The 19,715-nt window shown below is 42.3% G+C and carries 16 protein-coding genes; all 16 read right to left on the bottom strand.

The genetic code is table 11. The features are described from left to right. Positions 1-12: 12 nt before the first annotated feature. Entirely contained in the window at positions 13-582 is a 570-nt protein-coding gene (gene folE, locus BM095_RS01835) for a GTP cyclohydrolase I FolE (protein WP_091656599.1), read from the bottom strand. Positions 583-1,152: 570 nt separating this feature from the next. After that, on the bottom strand, positions 1,153-2,634 hold the full coding sequence (gene spoIVA, locus BM095_RS01830; protein ID WP_091656597.1) for a stage IV sporulation protein A: 1,482 nt from the start codon (positions 2,632-2,634) through the stop codon (positions 1,153-1,155). Positions 2,635-3,057: 423 nt separating this feature from the next. Next, positions 3,058-3,786 (bottom strand): hypothetical protein, encoded by a 729-nt coding sequence (locus tag BM095_RS01825; protein WP_091656594.1) that lies wholly within the window; start codon positions 3,784-3,786, stop codon positions 3,058-3,060. A gap of 36 nt (positions 3,787-3,822) precedes the next feature. Further along, positions 3,823-4,017, bottom strand: coding sequence for a DUF2768 domain-containing protein (locus BM095_RS01820; protein ID WP_177194653.1), 195 nt, complete (start codon positions 4,015-4,017; stop codon positions 3,823-3,825). Positions 4,018-4,294: 277 nt separating this feature from the next. Further along, entirely contained in the window at positions 4,295-4,552 is a 258-nt protein-coding gene (locus tag BM095_RS01815) for a stage VI sporulation protein F (RefSeq protein WP_091656589.1), read from the bottom strand. A gap of 70 nt (positions 4,553-4,622) precedes the next feature. Continuing rightward, the gene (locus BM095_RS01810) at positions 4,623-5,666 is read right to left on the bottom strand and encodes an NAD(P)H-dependent glycerol-3-phosphate dehydrogenase (protein WP_091656586.1); all 1,044 of its coding nucleotides are present in this window, start codon (positions 5,664-5,666) and stop codon (positions 4,623-4,625) included. Then, positions 5,666-6,328, bottom strand: a complete 663-nt coding sequence (plsY, locus tag BM095_RS01805) for a glycerol-3-phosphate 1-O-acyltransferase PlsY (protein ID WP_091656583.1) — start codon at positions 6,326-6,328, stop codon at positions 5,666-5,668. The genes BM095_RS01810 and plsY overlap by 1 nt, the downstream gene beginning before the upstream one ends. 27 nt (positions 6,329-6,355) lie before the next feature. Further along, positions 6,356-7,669, bottom strand: a complete 1,314-nt coding sequence (gene der / locus BM095_RS01800) for a ribosome biogenesis GTPase Der (protein ID WP_091656581.1) — start codon at positions 7,667-7,669, stop codon at positions 6,356-6,358. Positions 7,670-7,943: 274 nt separating this feature from the next. After that, positions 7,944-8,549, bottom strand: a complete 606-nt coding sequence (locus BM095_RS16925; protein WP_456061737.1) for a YphA family membrane protein — start codon at positions 8,547-8,549, stop codon at positions 7,944-7,946. A gap of 348 nt (positions 8,550-8,897) precedes the next feature. Beyond that, positions 8,898-10,052 carry a 30S ribosomal protein S1 gene (gene rpsA, locus BM095_RS01795; RefSeq protein ID WP_091656578.1) on the bottom strand — a complete coding sequence of 385 codons (1,155 nt, stop codon included), beginning with the start codon at positions 10,050-10,052 and terminating at the stop codon, positions 8,898-8,900. Positions 10,053-10,180: 128 nt separating this feature from the next. Continuing rightward, positions 10,181-10,774 (bottom strand): lysophospholipid acyltransferase family protein, encoded by a 594-nt coding sequence (locus tag BM095_RS01790; RefSeq protein ID WP_091656576.1) that lies wholly within the window; start codon positions 10,772-10,774, stop codon positions 10,181-10,183. Further along, complete coding sequence (cmk, locus tag BM095_RS01785; protein WP_091656573.1) at positions 10,771-11,448, bottom strand: (d)CMP kinase; 678 nt, start codon at positions 11,446-11,448, stop codon at positions 10,771-10,773. Before cmk ends, BM095_RS01790 begins: the two co-directional genes overlap by 4 nt. A 377-nt stretch (positions 11,449-11,825) precedes the next feature. After that, on the bottom strand, positions 11,826-13,175 hold the full coding sequence (gene ypeB, locus BM095_RS01780) for a germination protein YpeB (RefSeq protein WP_091656572.1): 1,350 nt from the start codon (positions 13,173-13,175) through the stop codon (positions 11,826-11,828). A gap of 25 nt (positions 13,176-13,200) precedes the next feature. Beyond that, positions 13,201-14,217, bottom strand: a complete 1,017-nt coding sequence (gene sleB / locus BM095_RS01775) for a spore cortex-lytic enzyme (protein ID WP_091656569.1) — start codon at positions 14,215-14,217, stop codon at positions 13,201-13,203. Positions 14,218-14,390: 173 nt separating this feature from the next. After that, on the bottom strand, positions 14,391-17,840 hold the full coding sequence (gene metH, locus BM095_RS01770; RefSeq protein WP_091656566.1) for a methionine synthase: 3,450 nt from the start codon (positions 17,838-17,840) through the stop codon (positions 14,391-14,393). Positions 17,841-17,859: 19 nt separating this feature from the next. Beyond that, complete coding sequence (locus BM095_RS01765; protein ID WP_091656564.1) at positions 17,860-19,689, bottom strand: bifunctional homocysteine S-methyltransferase/methylenetetrahydrofolate reductase; 1,830 nt, start codon at positions 19,687-19,689, stop codon at positions 17,860-17,862. Between the last annotated feature and the right edge of the window lie 26 nt (positions 19,690-19,715).

Genomic DNA, 19,715 nt, shown 5'->3' with positions numbered 1-19,715 from the left:
TCCCTCAAATGATTAAGAACGATTAATTAATGAAAGGACCTCCGCCCGAGCTGCTGCATCCTCTTCAAAAACTCCCCTAACAGCTGAAGTGACCGTTTCAGAACCTGGCTTTTTAATTCCTCTCATCGTCATGCACATATGCTCCGCTTCTACAACGACAATCACACCATGAGGTTCTAAAGTATCTAAAATCGTATTGGCGATCGTAGAGGTGATTCTCTCTTGTAATTGAGGTTTTCTAGCAACAGTCTCTACTGTACGCGCCAGCTTGCTGAGACCTGTTACTTTTCCTCCTTTTGGAATATATCCGACATGGGCCTTCCCATAAAAAGGAACGAGATGATGTTCACACATGGAATAAAAAGGAATATCTCTCACTAATACGAGTTCCTCGTGATCTTCTCCAAAAACAGTTTGCAAGTGTATGGCGGGATCTTCGTGAATTCCTGAAAATACTTCTTCATACATCCTCGCTACCCGTTTTGGAGTATCTAATAACCCTTCTCTATCTGGATCTTCTCCGATCGCTTCTAATATAAGTCGAACGGCGCTTTCTATTTTATCATGATCAAAGGTCGGCACACTGTTCTCCTCCAATCGACAAATTTAATGACCTTTGAAAAATTTTAGCACAAGGGTATTTATAAAGCAAAAAGGATTGCTTTTGTTGTTAACATAATAATATTATAGAGAAAATACCTGCTTTCTAAAATAACTTTAGAAACAGATATAGGACGCCGTGAGACACGACGTCCTGAAGGGTTTCTCTATTTTTTCGGAAAGGTTGTTGAATCGGTTAAGAAAAGCCAAGGCGCCTTCATATTAACCGGATAGCAGTGCTGAAGAGTCACCGAAGAGGCTTTCGTACATCGTTCTGGCTGCATGAAACACAAGTCGCTCGCGCCTGAAGCGGTACCTTAAAACGACATCAAACAACCTGGATCTGTATACATGCTGTTCTCTTCTTCCTTGTTTGACAGGTCGACGAACACACCGATTATGTCTCTGAGCTAACGAAGAAGTCGAAAACAGCTAAAATATAGAAATGCCTATTCTCTCATTGTTTTGCTCGTTTGGAGATCTAGGCATTTCTCTTTTACATCGCTAAAATGCGTACTCCTCGCACTTAGCTATATTTTCCGATACGTATAATTAAAGAATAATCGCAATCAATCCGCCTGATCCTTCATTAATAATACGTTCCAACGTTTCTTTTAGCTTATATCTAGCGTTCTCAGGCATGAGAGAGAGCTTCGCTTGAATTCCCTCACGCACAATTGAATTTAATGACCGGCCAAATATATCAGAGTTCCAAATCGATAATGGGTTTTCCTCAAAATCTTGCATCAAGTAACGCACTAATTCTTCACTCTGTTTTTCTGTGCCGATAATGGGAGCGAATTCTGATTCAACATCCACTTTTATCATGTGGATCGAAGGTGCGACCGCCCGCAGCCTGACTCCGAAACGAGAGCCTTGCTTAATAATTTCAGGTTCGTCAAGACTCATGTCTGTCAATGCAGGAGCAGCTATGCCGTAACCTGTTTGTTTGACCATTTTTAACGCATCGCTCACTTGATCGTACTCACTTTTAGCATGGGAAAAATCTTGCATCAGCTGTAACAGATGATCTTTCCCTCTTATTTCAACACCGACTACTTCTTTCAATATTTGATCATACAGCTGATCAGGTGCGTATAAGTCAATTTCCGCCACACCTTGCCCCATTTCAATGCCAGCTAACCCAGCTTCGTCAATAAACTCAAAATCGCGGGCGAACTGTTGAACGACGCGATCGACATCCCGAAGTCTCTTTATATCTTTTACGGTGTTTCGAACAGACTGTTCATATTCTTGACGAAGCCAATGGTCTTCCCGTAACACCATCACCCAGCTTGGCAAGTTGACATTGACTTCATGTACTGGGAACTCATATAACACTTCACGGAGAACATTATGAATATCGTGCTCTGTCATGCTTTCGACACTTAAAGCTAACACTGGAATATCATGTTGTTCTGAGAGCTCTTGACGCAAAGCTTCTGTATCAGGATGATGCGGCCTGACTGTGTTAACAATCATGATAAACGGTTTTCCTACTTCTTTTAACTCATCAACGACTCGATCTTCTGCTTCTACATAATCCATACGCGGTATGTCGCCAATGGTGCCATCGGAGGTAACCACCACTCCAAGTGTGGAATGTTCTTGTATTACTTTGCGAGTCCCAATTTCTGCAGCATCTTGAAACGGTATGGGCTCTTCATACCATGGTGTATTAATCATTCTCGGTCCGTTTTCATCTTCATAACCTTTTGCTCCTTCGACCGCATAACCTACGCAATCGACTAACCGGACATTGACTTCGAGCCCTTCTTCCACTTTTAAAGAAACCGCATTATTTGGGACAAATTTCGGTTCAGTTGTCATGATGGTCTTCCCGGCAGCACTTTGCGGTAATTCATCTTGAGCTCTCGCTTTATCAGTGTCACTTTCCATATTTGGAAGGACAACAAGCTCCATGAACTTCTTAATAAAAGTAGATTTACCGGTACGGACAGCACCGACGACTCCTAGATATATATCTCCCCCGGTCCGCTCTGCGATATCTTTAAAGATATCAACCTTTTCCACTGGATCCCCTCCTGTACATATATGAATTCCGATACCGGTCTTCTCATGCATGACATTATATATTTATGATGCTGTCCGATGGATATGACTTTCTCTCTAAAGAAATGCCTCATCCATGACGCAAGTTTTTGCAATTCATGTTTCGAATCCGTACAAATTTTGAGTGACCAAGATGGTTCTTTCTGTAAATATATGAATAGGCGCCGCAAGTTTTCGTAAAAGAAGAACTTAGATGATATCTATTCCGGCTTTCAACATTCTATAATGATTATATGGTCCTTTATTAAAAAAACAGGACTCTACTATCCATCTCTGGACAACAGAATCCTGTTTCGTTAATTACTGTATGTTGATAGAGGAATTCCTTTTCTGATTCCTTTGCTTCTTTCCCAATTTCGCTGACGTACCTTGAAAAGCCTATTCTCATTCCTTTATCACTGGTTCGCCTGATTCGTCGATCGTATAAGGGACAGAAAATGCTGGAGCAATCGGATAATGATCTGTTAATATAGACCGAATGTCTTCCCCTTCTTTGAAGGAATGATCAAATTCCTCTAATGCTATATTCAAATCGATAGAATAATCCACCAACACTTGTCCATTAGCATTCATAATGAGAGGCAAGTATGTATCATGGTGGTAAGGACTCGGCACTTTTAATTCACTGTTGCCATTTAATCGTTCTTGGTCTATTCTAAACAATCCTTTGCCAATTGGCTCTTTCACTGGAGAATACCCATTTTTTTGGATATATCGGTTAATTTCCATTTGAGCTTGTTGAATTTCATTCATCATTCTCAAATCAATCACTTTAATATGAGCGGTTGTTTCAGGATCAATAATAACATATTGATAGGCGCCTCCGTTTTCAAATGAATTACTAGGTGGTTCCTGGAGGTACCTCGGTATTAATTCTCTGAAATCAACGACGTACTTTTGATAAATTGGTGTGTCTTCCTCTTTTGTTTGAATCGGCAGCACCCCTGTATCTTCTCTATATTGATCAACAGCTTGTTGGACAACAGCTAGTTGTTCGTTATTCGATACTTGCTTCTCCGCCCGCTTTTCCTGCGGATACATGCAGCCGGACAACATGAATACAACAAGGAGTCCAACTATCATTTTCCCTATACTTTTCTTATTATTGATCATGCTCCGCCTCCCTATCGGTCCTTTCCCCATAAGTATCTATTCAGCGGTAGGTCCTCTAAATACGACAACAAATACGATTAAACCGGCTATGATAAGAAATATAAAAGCAACAAGAAGAAGCAATCCTCTCCAGAAAGATGGCAGCTTTTGAGCCAATACCGTCAGACCGGCTGAGGCAAACATTAAAAATATCCCAAAAAAAGAAAACCACATATTTTGCAGTGGAGTCATCATCACCCCTCCTAATCAGACCATATTATAACACAGCTTCCCAGCCTAAAAAGACCTGTCCTTCATGTTTTCAATGATTCTTCACCATTCTACATATGGCTGTCACTCGAAAAGTGCGTATAGCCTGTTGAAAGCCAGCATGGACAGGGGCCGGTCCAGCTGGCTTTTCTAACCATATTCTTTCCATCACAGCCTTAGTGTGGATTCTCTTTACTGTATTCACTAAGGGGTCTTTTAGAATGAGCAAGTGCCTGTTCTAAAGGCTATATATTTTTGGTTATTTAAACCACTTGCTAATGGAAGATAAATCCATAGGAATATTGCCACTTGTAATAGCGTCTACCAATTCATCCTCTTGTCTTTTGGATACATTTCGTCCTGCAAGTCTCGACACTTCATGAATCACTCGACGAACGGAATGTTCATTCTGCCAATCGACTCCATCTAACGATTGAACAAGTTTGAACAAGTCTTCTTTACTGACGTTCGTCTTTTTCTCGATCGAATCAAATAATGGATCCTGTTCATGCCGCATGGATAAGCCTCCCTTTCTCACTGTTCAACTTATCCTATGCATCATGGAAGAAAGGCGTTCCGTTCAGAACTTAACTTCTATCCGAGTCTCCTGTTCCTAAAAACAAAGAAGCGAGCTCCTCTTCATTCTTTCTGACGCGTCCCATCAGCTGTTTCGCTGCTTCGGGAGGCTTCTTCCCGTTAAACAACACATCGTATAAAGCCTCTGTTATTGGCATATCAACTTGAAGGCGCTTTGCCAATTCGTGGACCGCCTTTGTCGTGCGCACTCCTTCCACCACCATGCCCATCTCCTCTAGGACATCCTCTAGCTCGTAACCTGTTCCAAGCTTAAACCCCGCTCTCCAATTACGGCTGTGCTGACTGGTACAAGTGACGATTAAGTCTCCGAGTCCTGACAACCCTTTAAATGTCAAAGGGTTCGCTCCCAATTTCACTCCTAATCTAGCTATTTCAGCTAATCCTCTCGTCATTAAAGCAGCTTTTGCATTATCCCCATATCCCAATCCATCGTTCATCCCTATACCTAGAGCGATAATATTCTTTAAGGCTCCCCCGATCTCCACCCCAATGAGATCATGGTTCGTGTACACTCGAAATTGTTCATTCATAAACAATTCCTGCACCCGCTCTGCTGCTTCTTCTGTTTCAGAAGATACCGTTACCGTTGTCGGTTTTCGCTTGCACACTTCTTCTGCGTGACTTGGACCGGATAAGACAACGATAGATTGTACCTTTTTATCCCCGAGCTCCTCTTCTATCATCTCTGAAATACGTTTTGATGTTCCTGGCTCTATTCCCTTTGAAGCATGAATCAGCGTTGTATCTTCTCCAATGAATGGAAGTAGTCGCTGTACTGTTTCACGAATAGCTTTCGTAGGTACCACGAGAAGAATGACGTGTGTATTTTCCACGCATTCCGCAAAAGAATCCGTTGCTCGTATCGATTCAGGTACGGTGAAGCCAGGAAGATATTTATAATTCGAGCGCTCCTCATTTATCTCTCTAGCCTGTTCCTCACGACGTGTCCAAAGAACAACGTCATGATTGTTATCAGCAAGAACAGTGGAAAGGGCGGTTCCCCAACTCCCTGCTCCAATCACTGCAATTTTCATTAGGCGTTCCCTTCTTTCCGTACAGACTTCTCACCAATTTTACTTTCGTCCCCTTTTATTAATCGTTTGATATTCGTTCGGTGCTTCCAAAGCGACATGATACCAAGTAAGGCAGTTAAGTAAAAGTAAGGGTCAGGATGGCCGTAATAATCTTTCGTAAACCAAAGAATAACTGGAGTTCCTACTCCAAATATTAAGGAACCTAGGGAGACGTACCTTGTAATAACAATAGAAAGAATGGCGGTTATCCCAACATATACCGCTGGAAAAAAAACAAGACTTCCTATCACCCCTATTGCAGTGGCTACCCCTTTTCCGCCTTTAAATCCATAATAAATCGGCCAATTGTGGCCTAAGATGGCGGCCAATCCGGCTAGCGCCGGCGCCAGCCCCTCCACCTCTCCAAGTGGACTAAAGTGAGGTAACATGTTTGACCATTCCAACAGTTTTGCCAGCCAAACGGCAACGATTCCTTTTAAAATATCGAGTGCTAGAACGGTAATTGCAGGACCTTTTCCAAGCACTCTCAATATGTTTGTAGCGCCAGCATTTCCACTGCCATGCTGGCGTATATCAATTTTCTTAATATTCCATGCAACTACATAACTGAAGCTGATGGAACCAAGCAAATATGCTGCTACAACAGAAACGATGAGTTCCATTTTCTCCCCTCTTCTTTCCCACAGCCGCTAGTCGTTTTTCTTTCGTGCTATTATTTTTATCGGTGTACCTTCAAAATGAAAGGCTTCCCTTAATTTATTTTCCAAGTATCGTCTATAGGAGAAATGCATAAGTTCAGGCTCATTGACAAATAAAACAATGGTGGGCGGTGCGACCGCTACTTGAGTGGCGTAATTGATACGCAGCCTTTTGTTATTCTCCGTCGGTGTCGGATTCATTATGACGGCATCCATGATCACATCATTTAACACGTTCGTCGGAACACGTAAGTTATGATTGTCCGCTGCTTCTTTCACCGCTGGAAGCAAGTGTTGCAAACGCTGCTTTGTTTTAGCCGATAAAAATAAAACCGGTGCATAGGAAAGGAATTGAAATTCCTCTCTCACTTTCTCCGTAAATTGGGACATCGTTTTATCATCTTTTTCTACAGCGTCCCACTTGTTCACTACGATGAGAATGGCTCTTCCTGCATCATGAGCATATCCTGCGATCCGTTTATCCTGTTCACGAATACCCTCTTCCCCATTAATCACGACAAGTACCACATCGGACCGTTCGAGAGCACGCAGCGCTCGAAGAACACTGTATTTTTCTGTTGCTTCGTACACTTTTCCTCTTTTCCTCATACCGGCCGTATCAATCAGAACATATTCCTGACCTTCTTTTTCAAAAACAGTATCTACAGCATCCCGCGTCGTTCCTGCGATGTCACTAACAATGACTCTTTCTTCTCCGAGAACCGCATTGACAAGCGAAGATTTTCCGACATTCGGTCTGCCGATCACGGACATCCGAATGGTATCTTCCTCATATTCGGGCTCCCTCTCATCAGGAAGCAGGCTGACTACTTCATCCAATAAATCTCCAAGCCCCAGTCCATGCTCTCCAGAAACTCCAAAGACACTACCAAAGCCAAGCGAATAAAATTCATACACTTTTTCTTGCATTTCATAACTATCTATTTTATTAACACCAAGGACGACCGGCTTTTTAGAACGTCTGAGAATTGAAGCAACTTCTTCATCTGCTCCTGTCACACCATCTCTGCCATTCGTCAAAAAGAAAATAACATCTGCTTCGTCAATGGCCATCTGCGCTTGCTCTCTAATCTGTGTGAGAAGCGGTTCGTCCCCTATTTCAATCCCACCCGTATCGATAAGGTGAAATTCGCGATTCAACCATTCTGCCCTACTGTATAAACGATCGCGAGTGACTCCAGGGGTATCTTCAACGATAGCCAATCGCTCCCCGGTGATACGATTGAATATCGTCGATTTTCCAACATTTGGTCTGCCAACAATGGCAACTACCGGTTTAGACATATAACATTCTTTCCTTTCTCTTTAAGAAAAAACAACTAGACACTGTTTCATAAATGTGGATCATTTATTTTTTAGTATATCCGTTGAAACACATGGAGACTTCTCTAGGACGCCGGTGAAGACCAGCACATCCTGTCGTTAACGTGATATGTGCTTAGTCCTTGTGTTAGAACGGACGCGGCACTTTACCGCTGTGTTGAAGTCCGAATCTGTTTCAACGGACACCTTTTTTGATAACGCTCCTACTATAACGAATTTCATTTTAGCAGACAGTTCACGAACCGGGCAAGTGCAGGTGTGAGAAGGAGGTAGCGGGTTTTCGTGAAAATATAAGACTGGATATGATGTTGGTAACAAGCCCTACTGCTGCTATGCATACGACATAATTCAAGAAAAATGTCTCTCCTGCTACGTAGACAGAAGTGAAAGAAAAAATATGAGATTGATAAAGCAGTTCTCCCCCGCATCCAGAGAGTAAAGCACATGCCAGCCTTTCCCTGTTACTTCTGAAAAAAATAATAAAAACCAAACTAAAACTGACTACATATGTTGGTACCCGTCCGAACAAAAATATAACTGGTTCATACCATTCAGCTAGTCGAAACGAGGCAAACAAAAACGCAAAACTACAAGCCAATATATAGGTTCGTATACGAATTATACTGGACAACCTGCTTGTCACACCTATTCCTGCCAAAAAAAACAGAAACATCACTGGCCTAATGAGGATCTGACTGCCACTCCACTCAAGTGGAAGCAAGCAAATGACAAGGAGAATAAAAGCAGCCCCCGGCAATCGCCATGTATTTTGTTTCGAAGCAAAGAACGTGACACATATCCACATCATCCAACAGATAATGAAAGTAATTGATAAGTCCATTTTTTTCCTTTTTTATTTCCATGATTGCCAACTCAGCCATGTATTATTCGGCTCACTGTCAATGCCATGGTCTGTTTTCAAGCCTACTTCTCTATTTCAAAGGGTTTTTTAAACCAGAGGATGACTGAGAAGGCGCAGGAAAACATACTTCGTTCGCTCTCTTTTCCAAAACGTCTATATGCTTGTCTTTAATACTCACAACTCTCAGCTAAAACTCGTCCTGTTCCTTCTCCTCGTAAACGCAAAAAACTGATTTATCATAAGTGACAAATCAGTTTCACCGCAGATTCTTATTCCACATAGGAAAACGGCGAACTTCCCAGCTCACCGCATTCCAGGATACTATAATTACTGTTTATATTTCTTTAATTGGTCTCCAATCATGTCTCCGAGTGAAAAGCCGGAATGGTCTTCTTCCGGAGCTTCATACTCCTGTTGTACTTTTTTATCAGGAGTCTCCTCTTTTTCCAATTCGCGGATACTTAAAGAAATACGCTGTTCCGAAGGATTAATGTCGAGAACTTTAGCTTTTACCGCTTGGCCTTCTTCGAGTACTTCACCTGGAGTGCCAATATGACGGTTCGCTATTTGAGAGATATGAACAAGCCCTTCTACACCAGGCGCTACTTCAACAAACGCACCAAATGAAACAAGGCGCTTCACTTCACCTTCAATGATGTCACCTGGTTCGATTTGACCTTCAATCGTTGTCCAAGGTCCTGGCAGGGTTTCTTTAATGGAAAGAGAAACTCTTTCACTCTCTGAATCCACTGCTAAAATCTTAACATCAATCTCGTCTCCTTCATTGACAATTTCTCCTGGGCTCTCTACGCGGTGGTGCGCCATTTGAGAAATATGAACGAGACCGTCTACTCCGCCGATATCAACGAAAGCACCGAAGTCAGTCAGACGCTGAACGGTTCCTTTCACCGTATCGCCTACTTGTAAGTTTTCAAGTAATTCTTTTTTCTTGGAATCCGCTTCTTCGTCTAACACGGCACGCTGAGACAAAATTAATTTATTATCGTCAGAATCAATCTCTACTACTTTTAGTCTTAATGTTTTACCTTTATAGTCACTAAAGTCTTCTACAAAGTGACGTTCTACGAGAGATGCAGGGATAAAGCCGCGTACGCCTAAGTCAACGACAAGTCCGCCTTTGACGACTTCTGCAACCTCAGCTTCGATTACTTCGCCTGCTTCAAATTTCCCTTGAAGCTCATCCCAAGCTTTGTCCGCAAGCGCAGCACGTTTGGATAACACGAGCTCATCATCTTCAAGCTTAATCACTTTACATTCAATTTGATCGCCTTCCTGCAACACATCACTAACTTTTTCTACATGAAGACTGGATAGTTCACTGATAGGGATAACGGCATCTACTTTGTAGCCAGCATCCGCATAAGCGTGTTTATCCTCTACTTTTGTGATCGTAGCCGTCACTACATCACCTACCTGTAAATCTTTCATTCCTTCTAATTCATTATTCATTTCATCAACCATTGACAAATGCCTCCTTCACTGTGCTTAACATTTGACTAAATTATTATAAATTCTCTATAGGAAAAGAATTTATTTCATCATAACATGAAATACAAAGGATCCATATTTTCCCGATTTCCCCAACCTGCTCATCGGTACTGTTCTTCGTGATGATCTTTCAAGCGCTGAATCGTCTTCATTATGATGTCAGTTGCTTCCGCCGCGCTTTTCTTCTCCTCACGCAATTGTTGAAAATCAATCGGTTCTCCGTAAATAAGCGTTATTTTTCGAAATAGCTTATATTCACCGGTGATTAATGTAGGGATGACTACCGCATCGGACCGAAGTGCAAAAAAACCAGAACCTGACAGACCTTTTCTAATTTCGCCGGTCTTACTTCTTGTTCCTTCTGGGAATAAGCACATCACTTCTCCTTGATTCAATAAACCGAGCCCTTTGCGAAGAGCTTGTCTATCCCCGGCACCTCTTTTTACAGGAAATGCCCCTAAGTGTGGAAGTAACCGGCCTAGCAGAGCCACGTTAAATAGTTCTTCCTTTGCCATGAAGTTTAGTTTCCTCTTGATGAATGATCCTACGAGAGGGGGATCAAGATTGCTCATATGATTGGAGCAAATAAGTACTGAACCGTCTTCTGGAATGTTTTCTTTTCCCTTTATCTCTACCCGAAAAAAGACAGTAAAAAAAATACGGCATAACAATCTTCCAATTTTATAAAGTGTCATGACATGCTGATCCTCTCTCTGGCAAGCGCGCAGATTTTATCAGCAACTTCTTCTATGGTCAAACGGGTAGAGTCAATTTCAACAGCATCTGTTGCTTTGACTAAAGGAGATATTTCCCGGTTCATGTCTTTCTCATCTCTTACTTGAATGTCTTTTAAAATAGTTTGCAGTTCAGATGGCCTTCCATTATCAACATTCTCTCGGTGTCTGCGTTGTGCGCGCTCTTCGACAGAAGCAATGAGGAATATTTTCAATTCAGCATCTGGAAGAACTACGGTGCCAATATCCCGGCCGTCTAGTACTGCCCCTTTCTTCATTGCTAGACGTTGCTGCGTCGTTACCATTTGTTCTCTTACTCCGTAGTGAGCGGAAACGGCAGAAACAGAGGCCGTCACTTCGCTTGACCTTATCTCCTCTGTTACGTCTTGTGTATCAACAAACACCTTATTTCCCTCGTCACCTGGGTAAATCTCAATCGATGTATTTTCTAGTAATGATATGAGGGATGCTTCGTGTTCGATATCTGTATCTGTGTGTAGAGCTTTCCACGCTAACGCCCGGTACATCGCACCTGTGTCAATATATGTGTAATGCAGTTCTGATGCGACAATTTTTGCTACCGTACTTTTCCCTGCGCCAGCTGGGCCATCAATTGCAATGTTAATCTTATCCATAACGCACCCCATTGGCTTATATGTAATATCGTGGTGAAAAAAGGGCCAATATTTCACCCCATTTTAATTATTTCTCAGAATATCATACCATAAAACTTTCAACAAATCTAACGATTATGACAATGACAGTCCATCCCGGAAGGCCTTAAATGAATAGCAGCACCTACTCTTCACTGTACCACGTTTTTCGCCATTCAAAACAAGTAAGAAGAGTAGTACTTGTTTGTATTACTGTGCTGGAAGGCCACTGGCAGCAGCCGCTTTTGGGCTTCTGCCAGTTGCCTGAAGCAACCTCGAGCGAGTGGGCGCTGAAGCTAGACGACGATCGCTCAATTTTTTACCTTCCTAACAAAAAGAAGAAGCGGCTGCTTCCTCTTTTACATCGTATCATATACAGGTTCTGCATTATCAAGCTTCCCTACGTATTCTTCATCCCCATTCTCTGCATTAATATAGATCTGATACGTATCATTCTCGATGGTTCCATAGAATTCATAACACAGGACTTCTTCATCATCGTTGTTCTTGATAAGCGCAAGATGCTCTTCCATAACCTCTACTTCCGGATTTACTTTATCCATTGCTTCTTCGCTTCGAAGCTTTGGTTTAAATTCTTGCCGCTTTTTATGGTTTGTAATATATTCAGCCCCTTTGTAATTGACTATTTCTCCGTCGTCAAGGGCTACGTCAATATAGACTGTATCCGGGTATATGCGGACACCATTCTCGACAGGAACGAATTGAAACGATCCAATGGTATCGTACTGTTTCCCATTTACAACTTCCATGTTCTCAAAACCATTTCTCTCTAAAAATTCTTTCGCTTGATTGGTAGCTTCATTTAAGCTGATATTTGCTTCGTCTATAGGACGTGCTTGCATGAACCATAAAGGATGACCACCTTTTTTCGTCATATCCATGTGAATGGAAGCTTCTCCTTCTGGCTCTTGAATCGTTAACGTATATCCTTTAAATTTCAGACCCTTATCTAACTCTTCTACTTGCACTTCCATAGAATCAGGTACTCCTAAGAATTCCTTCGCAATCTTCGCAGCTTCTTCACGGCTTACTTCTTCCCCTTTAACTTTTTTAGCGATTTGTTCATCCAAATCTGCGGCAAATTCATTTTCAGGACCAAATTCTGTTTCTGTATATCCTTTTACTTTTTCATCAATCATCTGAAAGCCATTAACGATAGAATTATCCATTGGTTCCTCATTGGCATTCATCGCTTCTTCGGCGTCCATCCATTTCTGATGATCTTTCAACGCAGATGCTTGCAGTTTTCTCAGCTCGTGTTTAATTTCTCCTGATTCCTTATAGAACTGCTTCAATTTTTCATATTCTTCATCCGTTAAAGGCTTGTCACTAAGATCTCTTATGGTTGTTTTATAACTGAAATCTCCAATTTTATGAAGAAAAGCCTCCGTTTTATGAAGTGCCATCATGCCTAATGGCAGCTGGCCCAGCTCACTTTGTGCGAGAGACGTTACACGCCAAACATCTGCCATAGAGCTCGATAATTGTTCTTTTGAATTCATCGCAAGCGTAGATCCTACTTCATCTTCTAATTGATCCAAGTGAAAAGATAGGTCATGAAACGCTCGTTGATAGTTGTTTTCGTTTTGAACTAATAAAGCTTCCTTTTGGTTCGACTGGTTCATTCCCCACATTCCTGTACCTATTAGCCCTGCAACTAAGAGTCCGATAATACCCCATCGTAGCATTTATATTTCACCTCCATTATGATCATCATTTTGCAAATACATGTTTTCCAATCGTTTTAATAGTTGGTCGGGAATAAATCCAATTGGATGTTGTCTTTGCTGGATTATAGTAATACAAGGCCCCGTTTGAAGGATCTTGTCCGTTGATCGCATCTAAAACTGCTTTTCGGGCTTGTTCATTAGGTGTCAGGTAGATTTGACCGTCAGCTACCGCTGTAAAAGCACGAGGTTCAAAAATGACACCGCTTGCTGTATTTGGGAATTCAGGACTGCTGATCCGGTTAAGAATAACAGCTGCTACAGCAACCTGACCGACGAAGGGCTCTCCTCTTGCTTCCCCGTAGACAGCATTTGCCATAATTTGTATGTCATTTTCTGAGTATCCATCCGGAACGTTCATTGCCTTTTGGATATTCGCATCATTGGACTGGTTATCATCGACTTGACCTTCTTCTCCTTGGTTTGTGTCTGGTTGTTCCGTTCCTTGTCCTTGTTGACCTTGTCCTTGCTGATCTTGTCCTTGTTCATTTTGTTCTTGTTGATCCTGTCCTTGTTGTCCAGGCTGTGCTTGTTGACCACCCGGCTCTGCTTCTTTTTGTTGATCTGCCGTTCCTTGCTGTCTGTTCCCCTTCTGCTTATCAGCACTTCCTTTTGGACCTTTTTGTATTTCTTTGGGAGTATCCCCATAATGAGTGAATTCTCTTCCATTTTCGAGGGCATTTTTTACAAATGCTTCATCATATTCTGTGGAAGCTTCGAGCTTTCTTTTCATTTCCTCCCCCACAAGCCCGTCCACTTCTTCCAACCCAAACTCCTCTTGGAAATTTTTCACAGACCAGTATGTCCCCCAGCCAAACACCCCATCTATCGGTCCATTATAAAAACCGTTATACTGCAATCTGGCCTGCAGCTCAACGACGTCATCTCCTGTCGCTCCTTTCTGTATTACTTGATCAGAAAAAGCTTCTGTTACCGTAGCCGGTACGAAAACACTGGCGATAACAAAACTAATCAAAATTATCGTAAGCCTGTAAACGCTCATCTTAATGACCCTCCTTTTTTACCTGGCCGGATGTGGATTGAGGTTATGGTTATTTTCTTCCTGAATGTCTTTTTTATTCATAAAAATGAATGTACAACCATAAAAAAAGCTTTTTCCAGTTAAAAATACTGGAAAAAGCTGTGATTAGAACGTTAAAGTTTTAAGGATTGATTTTACAGAACACTAAAATATCTGCCTTCGGGATGAGCGAACACCATTGCCGTTACGGATGCTTCAGGCTCCATCATATACCCTTCTGTTAAGTGAATACCGATTTTCTCTGGTTCTAAAAGATTAAATAATTTCTCTTGGTCGGTTAAGTCCGGGCAAGCGGGATAACCAAAGGATACTCTTACTCCGCGATATTTTGCTGAGAATCTATCCTGCATGGTCATATCGGGTGAATCAGGGATTCCCCATTCGTCTCTCATCATTTGGTGGACTCTTTCGGCGAATCCTTCCGCGAGTTCAAGCGCGGTAGCTTGAATTAAATGACTGAACAGGTAATCTCCTTTTTCTTTCGCACGTTCTGCAAGCTCTCTTACTCCTTGGCCGGCTGTGACCGCAAGAAAACCGACATAATCCATTTCACCGCTGTCCACCGGTCGCAAAAAGTCTGCGAGACATAAGTGAGGCTCTCGCGGTTGACGAGGGAAAGAAAAGCGTGCTGCTTCTTCTTTACTTTCCGCATCTTTGTACACGATAATTTCATTCCCCTCCGACTGGGCTGGGAAGAATTGATACATGCCATGCGCTTCTAAGAGGCCTTCGTGCTTCGCTTGTTGTAACAATTGGTCCACTTGTTCTTTCAGCTTGACAGCCTTTTCTTGGTTTTCTTCTAAAAGACGACTGACTTTCCCTTGAAGACCTAAATGTTTCCCCATTAGCATCTGTAAATTAATATAAGGCTCAAGGTGTTTCACGCTGTAATGTTTTAGTATGCGTTTCTTAAAGTCTGGAGGTGTTTGAACCGGAACTTCAGTTGAAACAGAAGAACGAACTTCTTTCTTTGCTTCTTTCACAGGCGCAGCTTCCTTTTCACTTTGCTGACGTGATAAACGCATTTCTCTTTTTGCCGCTAATTCATCTTCGAGTTTTTTACGTTCTTCCGATACAATCAGCTTGTTAGCGATATCTAATCCGTTCATTGCGTCTTTTGCATAGAGAACCATTCCATCGTATTCTGCGCTAATTTTTTCATCCGTAAACTTTCTCGTTAAAGCGGCTCCACCAACAAGCATAGGAATAGAAATATCCTGATTTCTTAAATCTTGAGCAGTCAATACCATCTGCTGGGCGGACTTCACTAACAGCCCACTTAATCCAATAGCATGAGGTCTCTCTTTCTTTACGGCTTCAATCAATTCATTTGGGGTAACTTTAATTCCTAAATTAACAATCTTAAATCCATTGTTCGACAAGATAATATCCACTAAATTTTTCCCGATATCATGGACGTCCCCTTTTACAGTCGCTAAAAGGATTTTTCCTTTCCCGTCATCATCTTCTTTCTTTTCCATGTACGGTTCGAGGAAGGAAACAGATGCTTTCATCACTTCCGCACTTTGCAGCACTTCCGCCACGATCAATTCATTATTGTTAAATAATTTCCCTACTGTATCCATTCCATTCATTAAAGGTCCATTAATGATATCAAGAGGGTCATCAAATTTTTGAAGAGCCTCATCCAAATCTTTGTAGAGACCCTCTTTTGTTCCCTCCACAATATATTCCGCCAATCTTTCTTCTAACGAAAGATTTTTTTGTACTTTTTTCTTCTCTGGTTTCTTTCCACGATAATGAGCCGTAAACTCTGCTAACGTATCATCTGAAGTCTCAAACAATAACTTACGGCACAGCTCTTTTTCTTCTTCCGGGATACTCGCATATCTTTCAAGTTTTTCCGTATTAACGATGGCATAGTCTAACCCTGCATTCGTGCAATAATACATGTAGGCGGAGTTCAACACTTCCCGTCCCACAGGTGGCAATCCGAAAGACACATTACTCACACCAAGTATGGTTAGACACTCAGGGAGTGACTCCTTGATGAGTCGAATACCTTCAACGGTGGCTTCTGCGGAACCTATATACTGCTCATCTCCTGTTCCTACCGGAAAAACGAGCGGATCGAAAATAATATCTTTCGGTTCCATCCCATATTTGTTCACTAACAAATCATACGACCGTTTCGCCACTTCCAGTTTTCGTTCAGCTGTGACTGCCATTCCTGTTTCATCGATGGTCCCAACGACGACAGCAGCCCCAAATTGTTGGACAAGCGGTATAATTTGTTCGAACCGCTCTTCTCCGTCTTCTAAATTTATGGAGTTAATAATAGCTTTTCCTTGGCTGTATGTTAAAGCTTTATGGATAACATCCGCATCGGTGGAATCAATCATTAAAGGAACTTTTACTTTATTCACGACATAGCTGAGAAATTTAGTCATGTCTTCTTTTTCATCACTGTCAGGATCAGCCAGACAGACATCAATAATGTGTGCGCCTTTTTTCACTTGGGCTCTCGCTATTTCTGAAGCTTCTTCAAACGCCCCTTCTTTAATTAACCGTTTAAATTTCCTCGAACCAATGACGTTTGTTCGTTCCCCCACAAAAAGTGGTCTCATATCTTCACTGTAGATAAGCGGTTCGATTCCAGAAACAGTATGAGGATGAGAGTCAGCCGGTACTCTAGGTTTGTATTCTTCTAGCGTCTTTCTCATTACTCTTATGTGTTCGGGAGTAGTGCCGCAGCATCCGCCTACGACGTTCAACCATCCTTTTTCTCCAAATGACTTTAATTTTTCAGCCAGCGACTGAGGGGATTCATGATAATGGCCTTCTTCGTCAGGCAGACCGGCGTTCGGATAACAATGAACATATGTCGTAGCCAAATCGGATAACGACCGCAAATGATCTCTCATAAACTCTGGTCCCGTCGCACAGTTTAAACCAACAACAGTCGGTTTCATATGCTCTATCGAAATATAAAAGGATTCAATCGTTTGGCCGGCAAGTGTGGTCCCCATTGGTTCAATGGTTCCGGAGATCATTAACGGCAGTTCTTTCCCGCACTCTTTTTCCGCACGCTTTATTCCAATATATCCTGCTTTTACGTTACGCATATCCTGACTTGTTTCAAGCAGAAAGATGTCGACGCCGCCCTTTATCAATCCTCGTGCTTGTTCCTCATAAGCATCCGTTAATTCTTCAAATGTTGTGCCTCCTGTGACGGACAATGACTTTGTGGTAGGGCCCATCGCACCTGCAACATAGCGCGGCCATTCATCGGTCGAATATTCGTCCGCGGCTTCTCGAGCCAACTGAGCGGCTTTCACGTTTAATTCCTCAGCATGGTCTTCGAGGTCATAATCAGCCAGCACGATACTAGTGGCCCCAAATGTGTTGGTTTCAATAATATCTGCCCCTGCTTCTAAATAGTCGCGATGAATTTTCTCTAATACGTGAGGGGCTGTCACATTTAAATATTCATTACAGCCATCATAATGCTCTCCGCCGAAATCTTCTGGCGTTAAATCAGCATTTTGGAGCATCGTTCCCATGGCACCGTCAAGTATAAGAATTTTCTGCTTCAATCTTTCTTCTAATGAAACGTTTGTCATGCTACCACTTCCTTGTTAGTTACTGATTAATCGTATTCGTGGCTTGTCGTATGTAGGAGGTTAGCTCAGCTGTCGTGTCATAGTGTAGAAAAGGGGTAATTAAATAAATTCCTTTAAAGTATTTTATTGCTTCATCAATGAGTGATTTAGCGATTGCTATCCCTTCTTGCTTCGCTCTGTCCCGGTCTTCCCCACATTCTGCCATTCGTCTTCTTACTTCGTCTGTCAATGTAATTCCAGGTACTTCATTGTGTAAAAATTCGGCATTACGCCCACTCACAAGCGGCATAATCCCAATATAGACAGGCACTGATAAATGTTTTACAGATTCATAGATTTCCTTGAATTGCTCTTTGCCATAAACCGGCTGCGTAATAAAATAATCAGCCCCATATGCGATTTTCTTTTCTAATCTTTTCACGGCCCGGTCTAAGTTTCTCACATTCGGGTTGAATGCTGCTGCGACAGTAAAAGATGTTTTTTCACCAAGCGACTTTCCGGAAAATGACCTGCCTTCATTCATTTCTTTCAGAAGGGAGATAAGATGGAACGAATTCACGTCATACACAGACGCTGCTCCAGGAAAATCCCCTACTTTGGTGGGGTCACCGGTGATAGCTAAGATGTCTTGAATGCCGAGAGCATGAATACCTAACAAGTGAGACTGTAAGCCGATTAAATTTCGGTCCCTGCAGTTCACATGCAAGAGCGGCCTGGCTTGCGTTTTTGTTTTCATCAAGGCTCCCATTGCTACGTTATCAACTCTCGGGGAAGCTAATGAATTGTCTGCCATTGTAACAGCAGCGGCACCACTCTCGTGCAGCTTTTTTGCCCCTTCCAGAAATCTATCCGTTCCCAGTTTTTTTGGAGGGTCCAATTCAACTATTACTGTTGGCTCTTGTTTCACCAGGTCATCTAGCCTTGTGAGTGAAGAGCCGTTTGTGGCTTCCTTTTCTGGAGGGTGCTCTGTTACAACGGCCTTTTTCTTCAAAGGAGAAGACCCTTTCACTGCTCGAGAGATAGCATGAATATGTTCCGGTGTCGTGCCGCAACAGCCACCGATTAAGCGAACGCCTTGCTCTCGTAACTCCTTTGCTTTCTCGTAAAAGTAATCCGGATTCGATTGGAAAATAACGCGCCCGTCATCAAAAGCAGGCATACTCGCATTCGGATAGGCAGATAACACTCTTTGTTCGTTTAAAGAGACACCCTCCAATGATCGGATGATATGATAAGGCCCCATTCTGCAATTAACTCCGACGACATCAGCGCCAGCTTTTTCTAATGTATCGAAGGCCTCTGTTACAGGAGTCCCGCCGTGCATCACGCCTATTTCACCGAGTGCAAGCTGAGCTATGATTGGCAAGGTAGTCAAGCTCCTCACCATTTCAACCGTTGCTTCTGCTTCTTTTACATCATAAAATGTTTCAAGCATGATGCCGTCAGGGTTTTCTTCAAGGAGTGCTGTTGCTTGTTCTTCCAATGCCTCACGTATATCGCTCTCCGTCATGTCCAACCGCTGGACTCCCCGGACTCCTCCGATCGTCGCTAACACAAACGTACCTGGCCGAGCAGCCTGTTTCGCTATTTTAACTCCTTCTCTGTTAATAAGAGATACTTTATCTTCTAATCCGTATTTTTCAAGTTTTATTCGGTTCGCGGCATACGTGTTAGACTGAATGATATCAGCCCCCGCCTGTACATATTGTTCATGCACCGACTGAATAATATCAGGGGACGTAAGGTTCATCGCTTCAAAAGATTCTTTGTAGCCTTGTTCATACAAGAACGTACCGATAGCCCCGTCTCCAACTAGTATGCGCTCGTTTAATTCAGATAAGATATTCACCCTGGCCATCCTTTCATTTTTGGAAA

The sequence above is a fragment of the Alteribacillus iranensis genome, assembly GCF_900113025.1.
Classification (GTDB): domain Bacteria; phylum Bacillota; class Bacilli; order Bacillales; family Marinococcaceae; genus Alteribacillus_A; species Alteribacillus_A iranensis.
The sequence above is the reverse complement of the archived record's forward strand: the minus strand, read 5'-3'. Positions and strand labels throughout refer to the sequence as shown.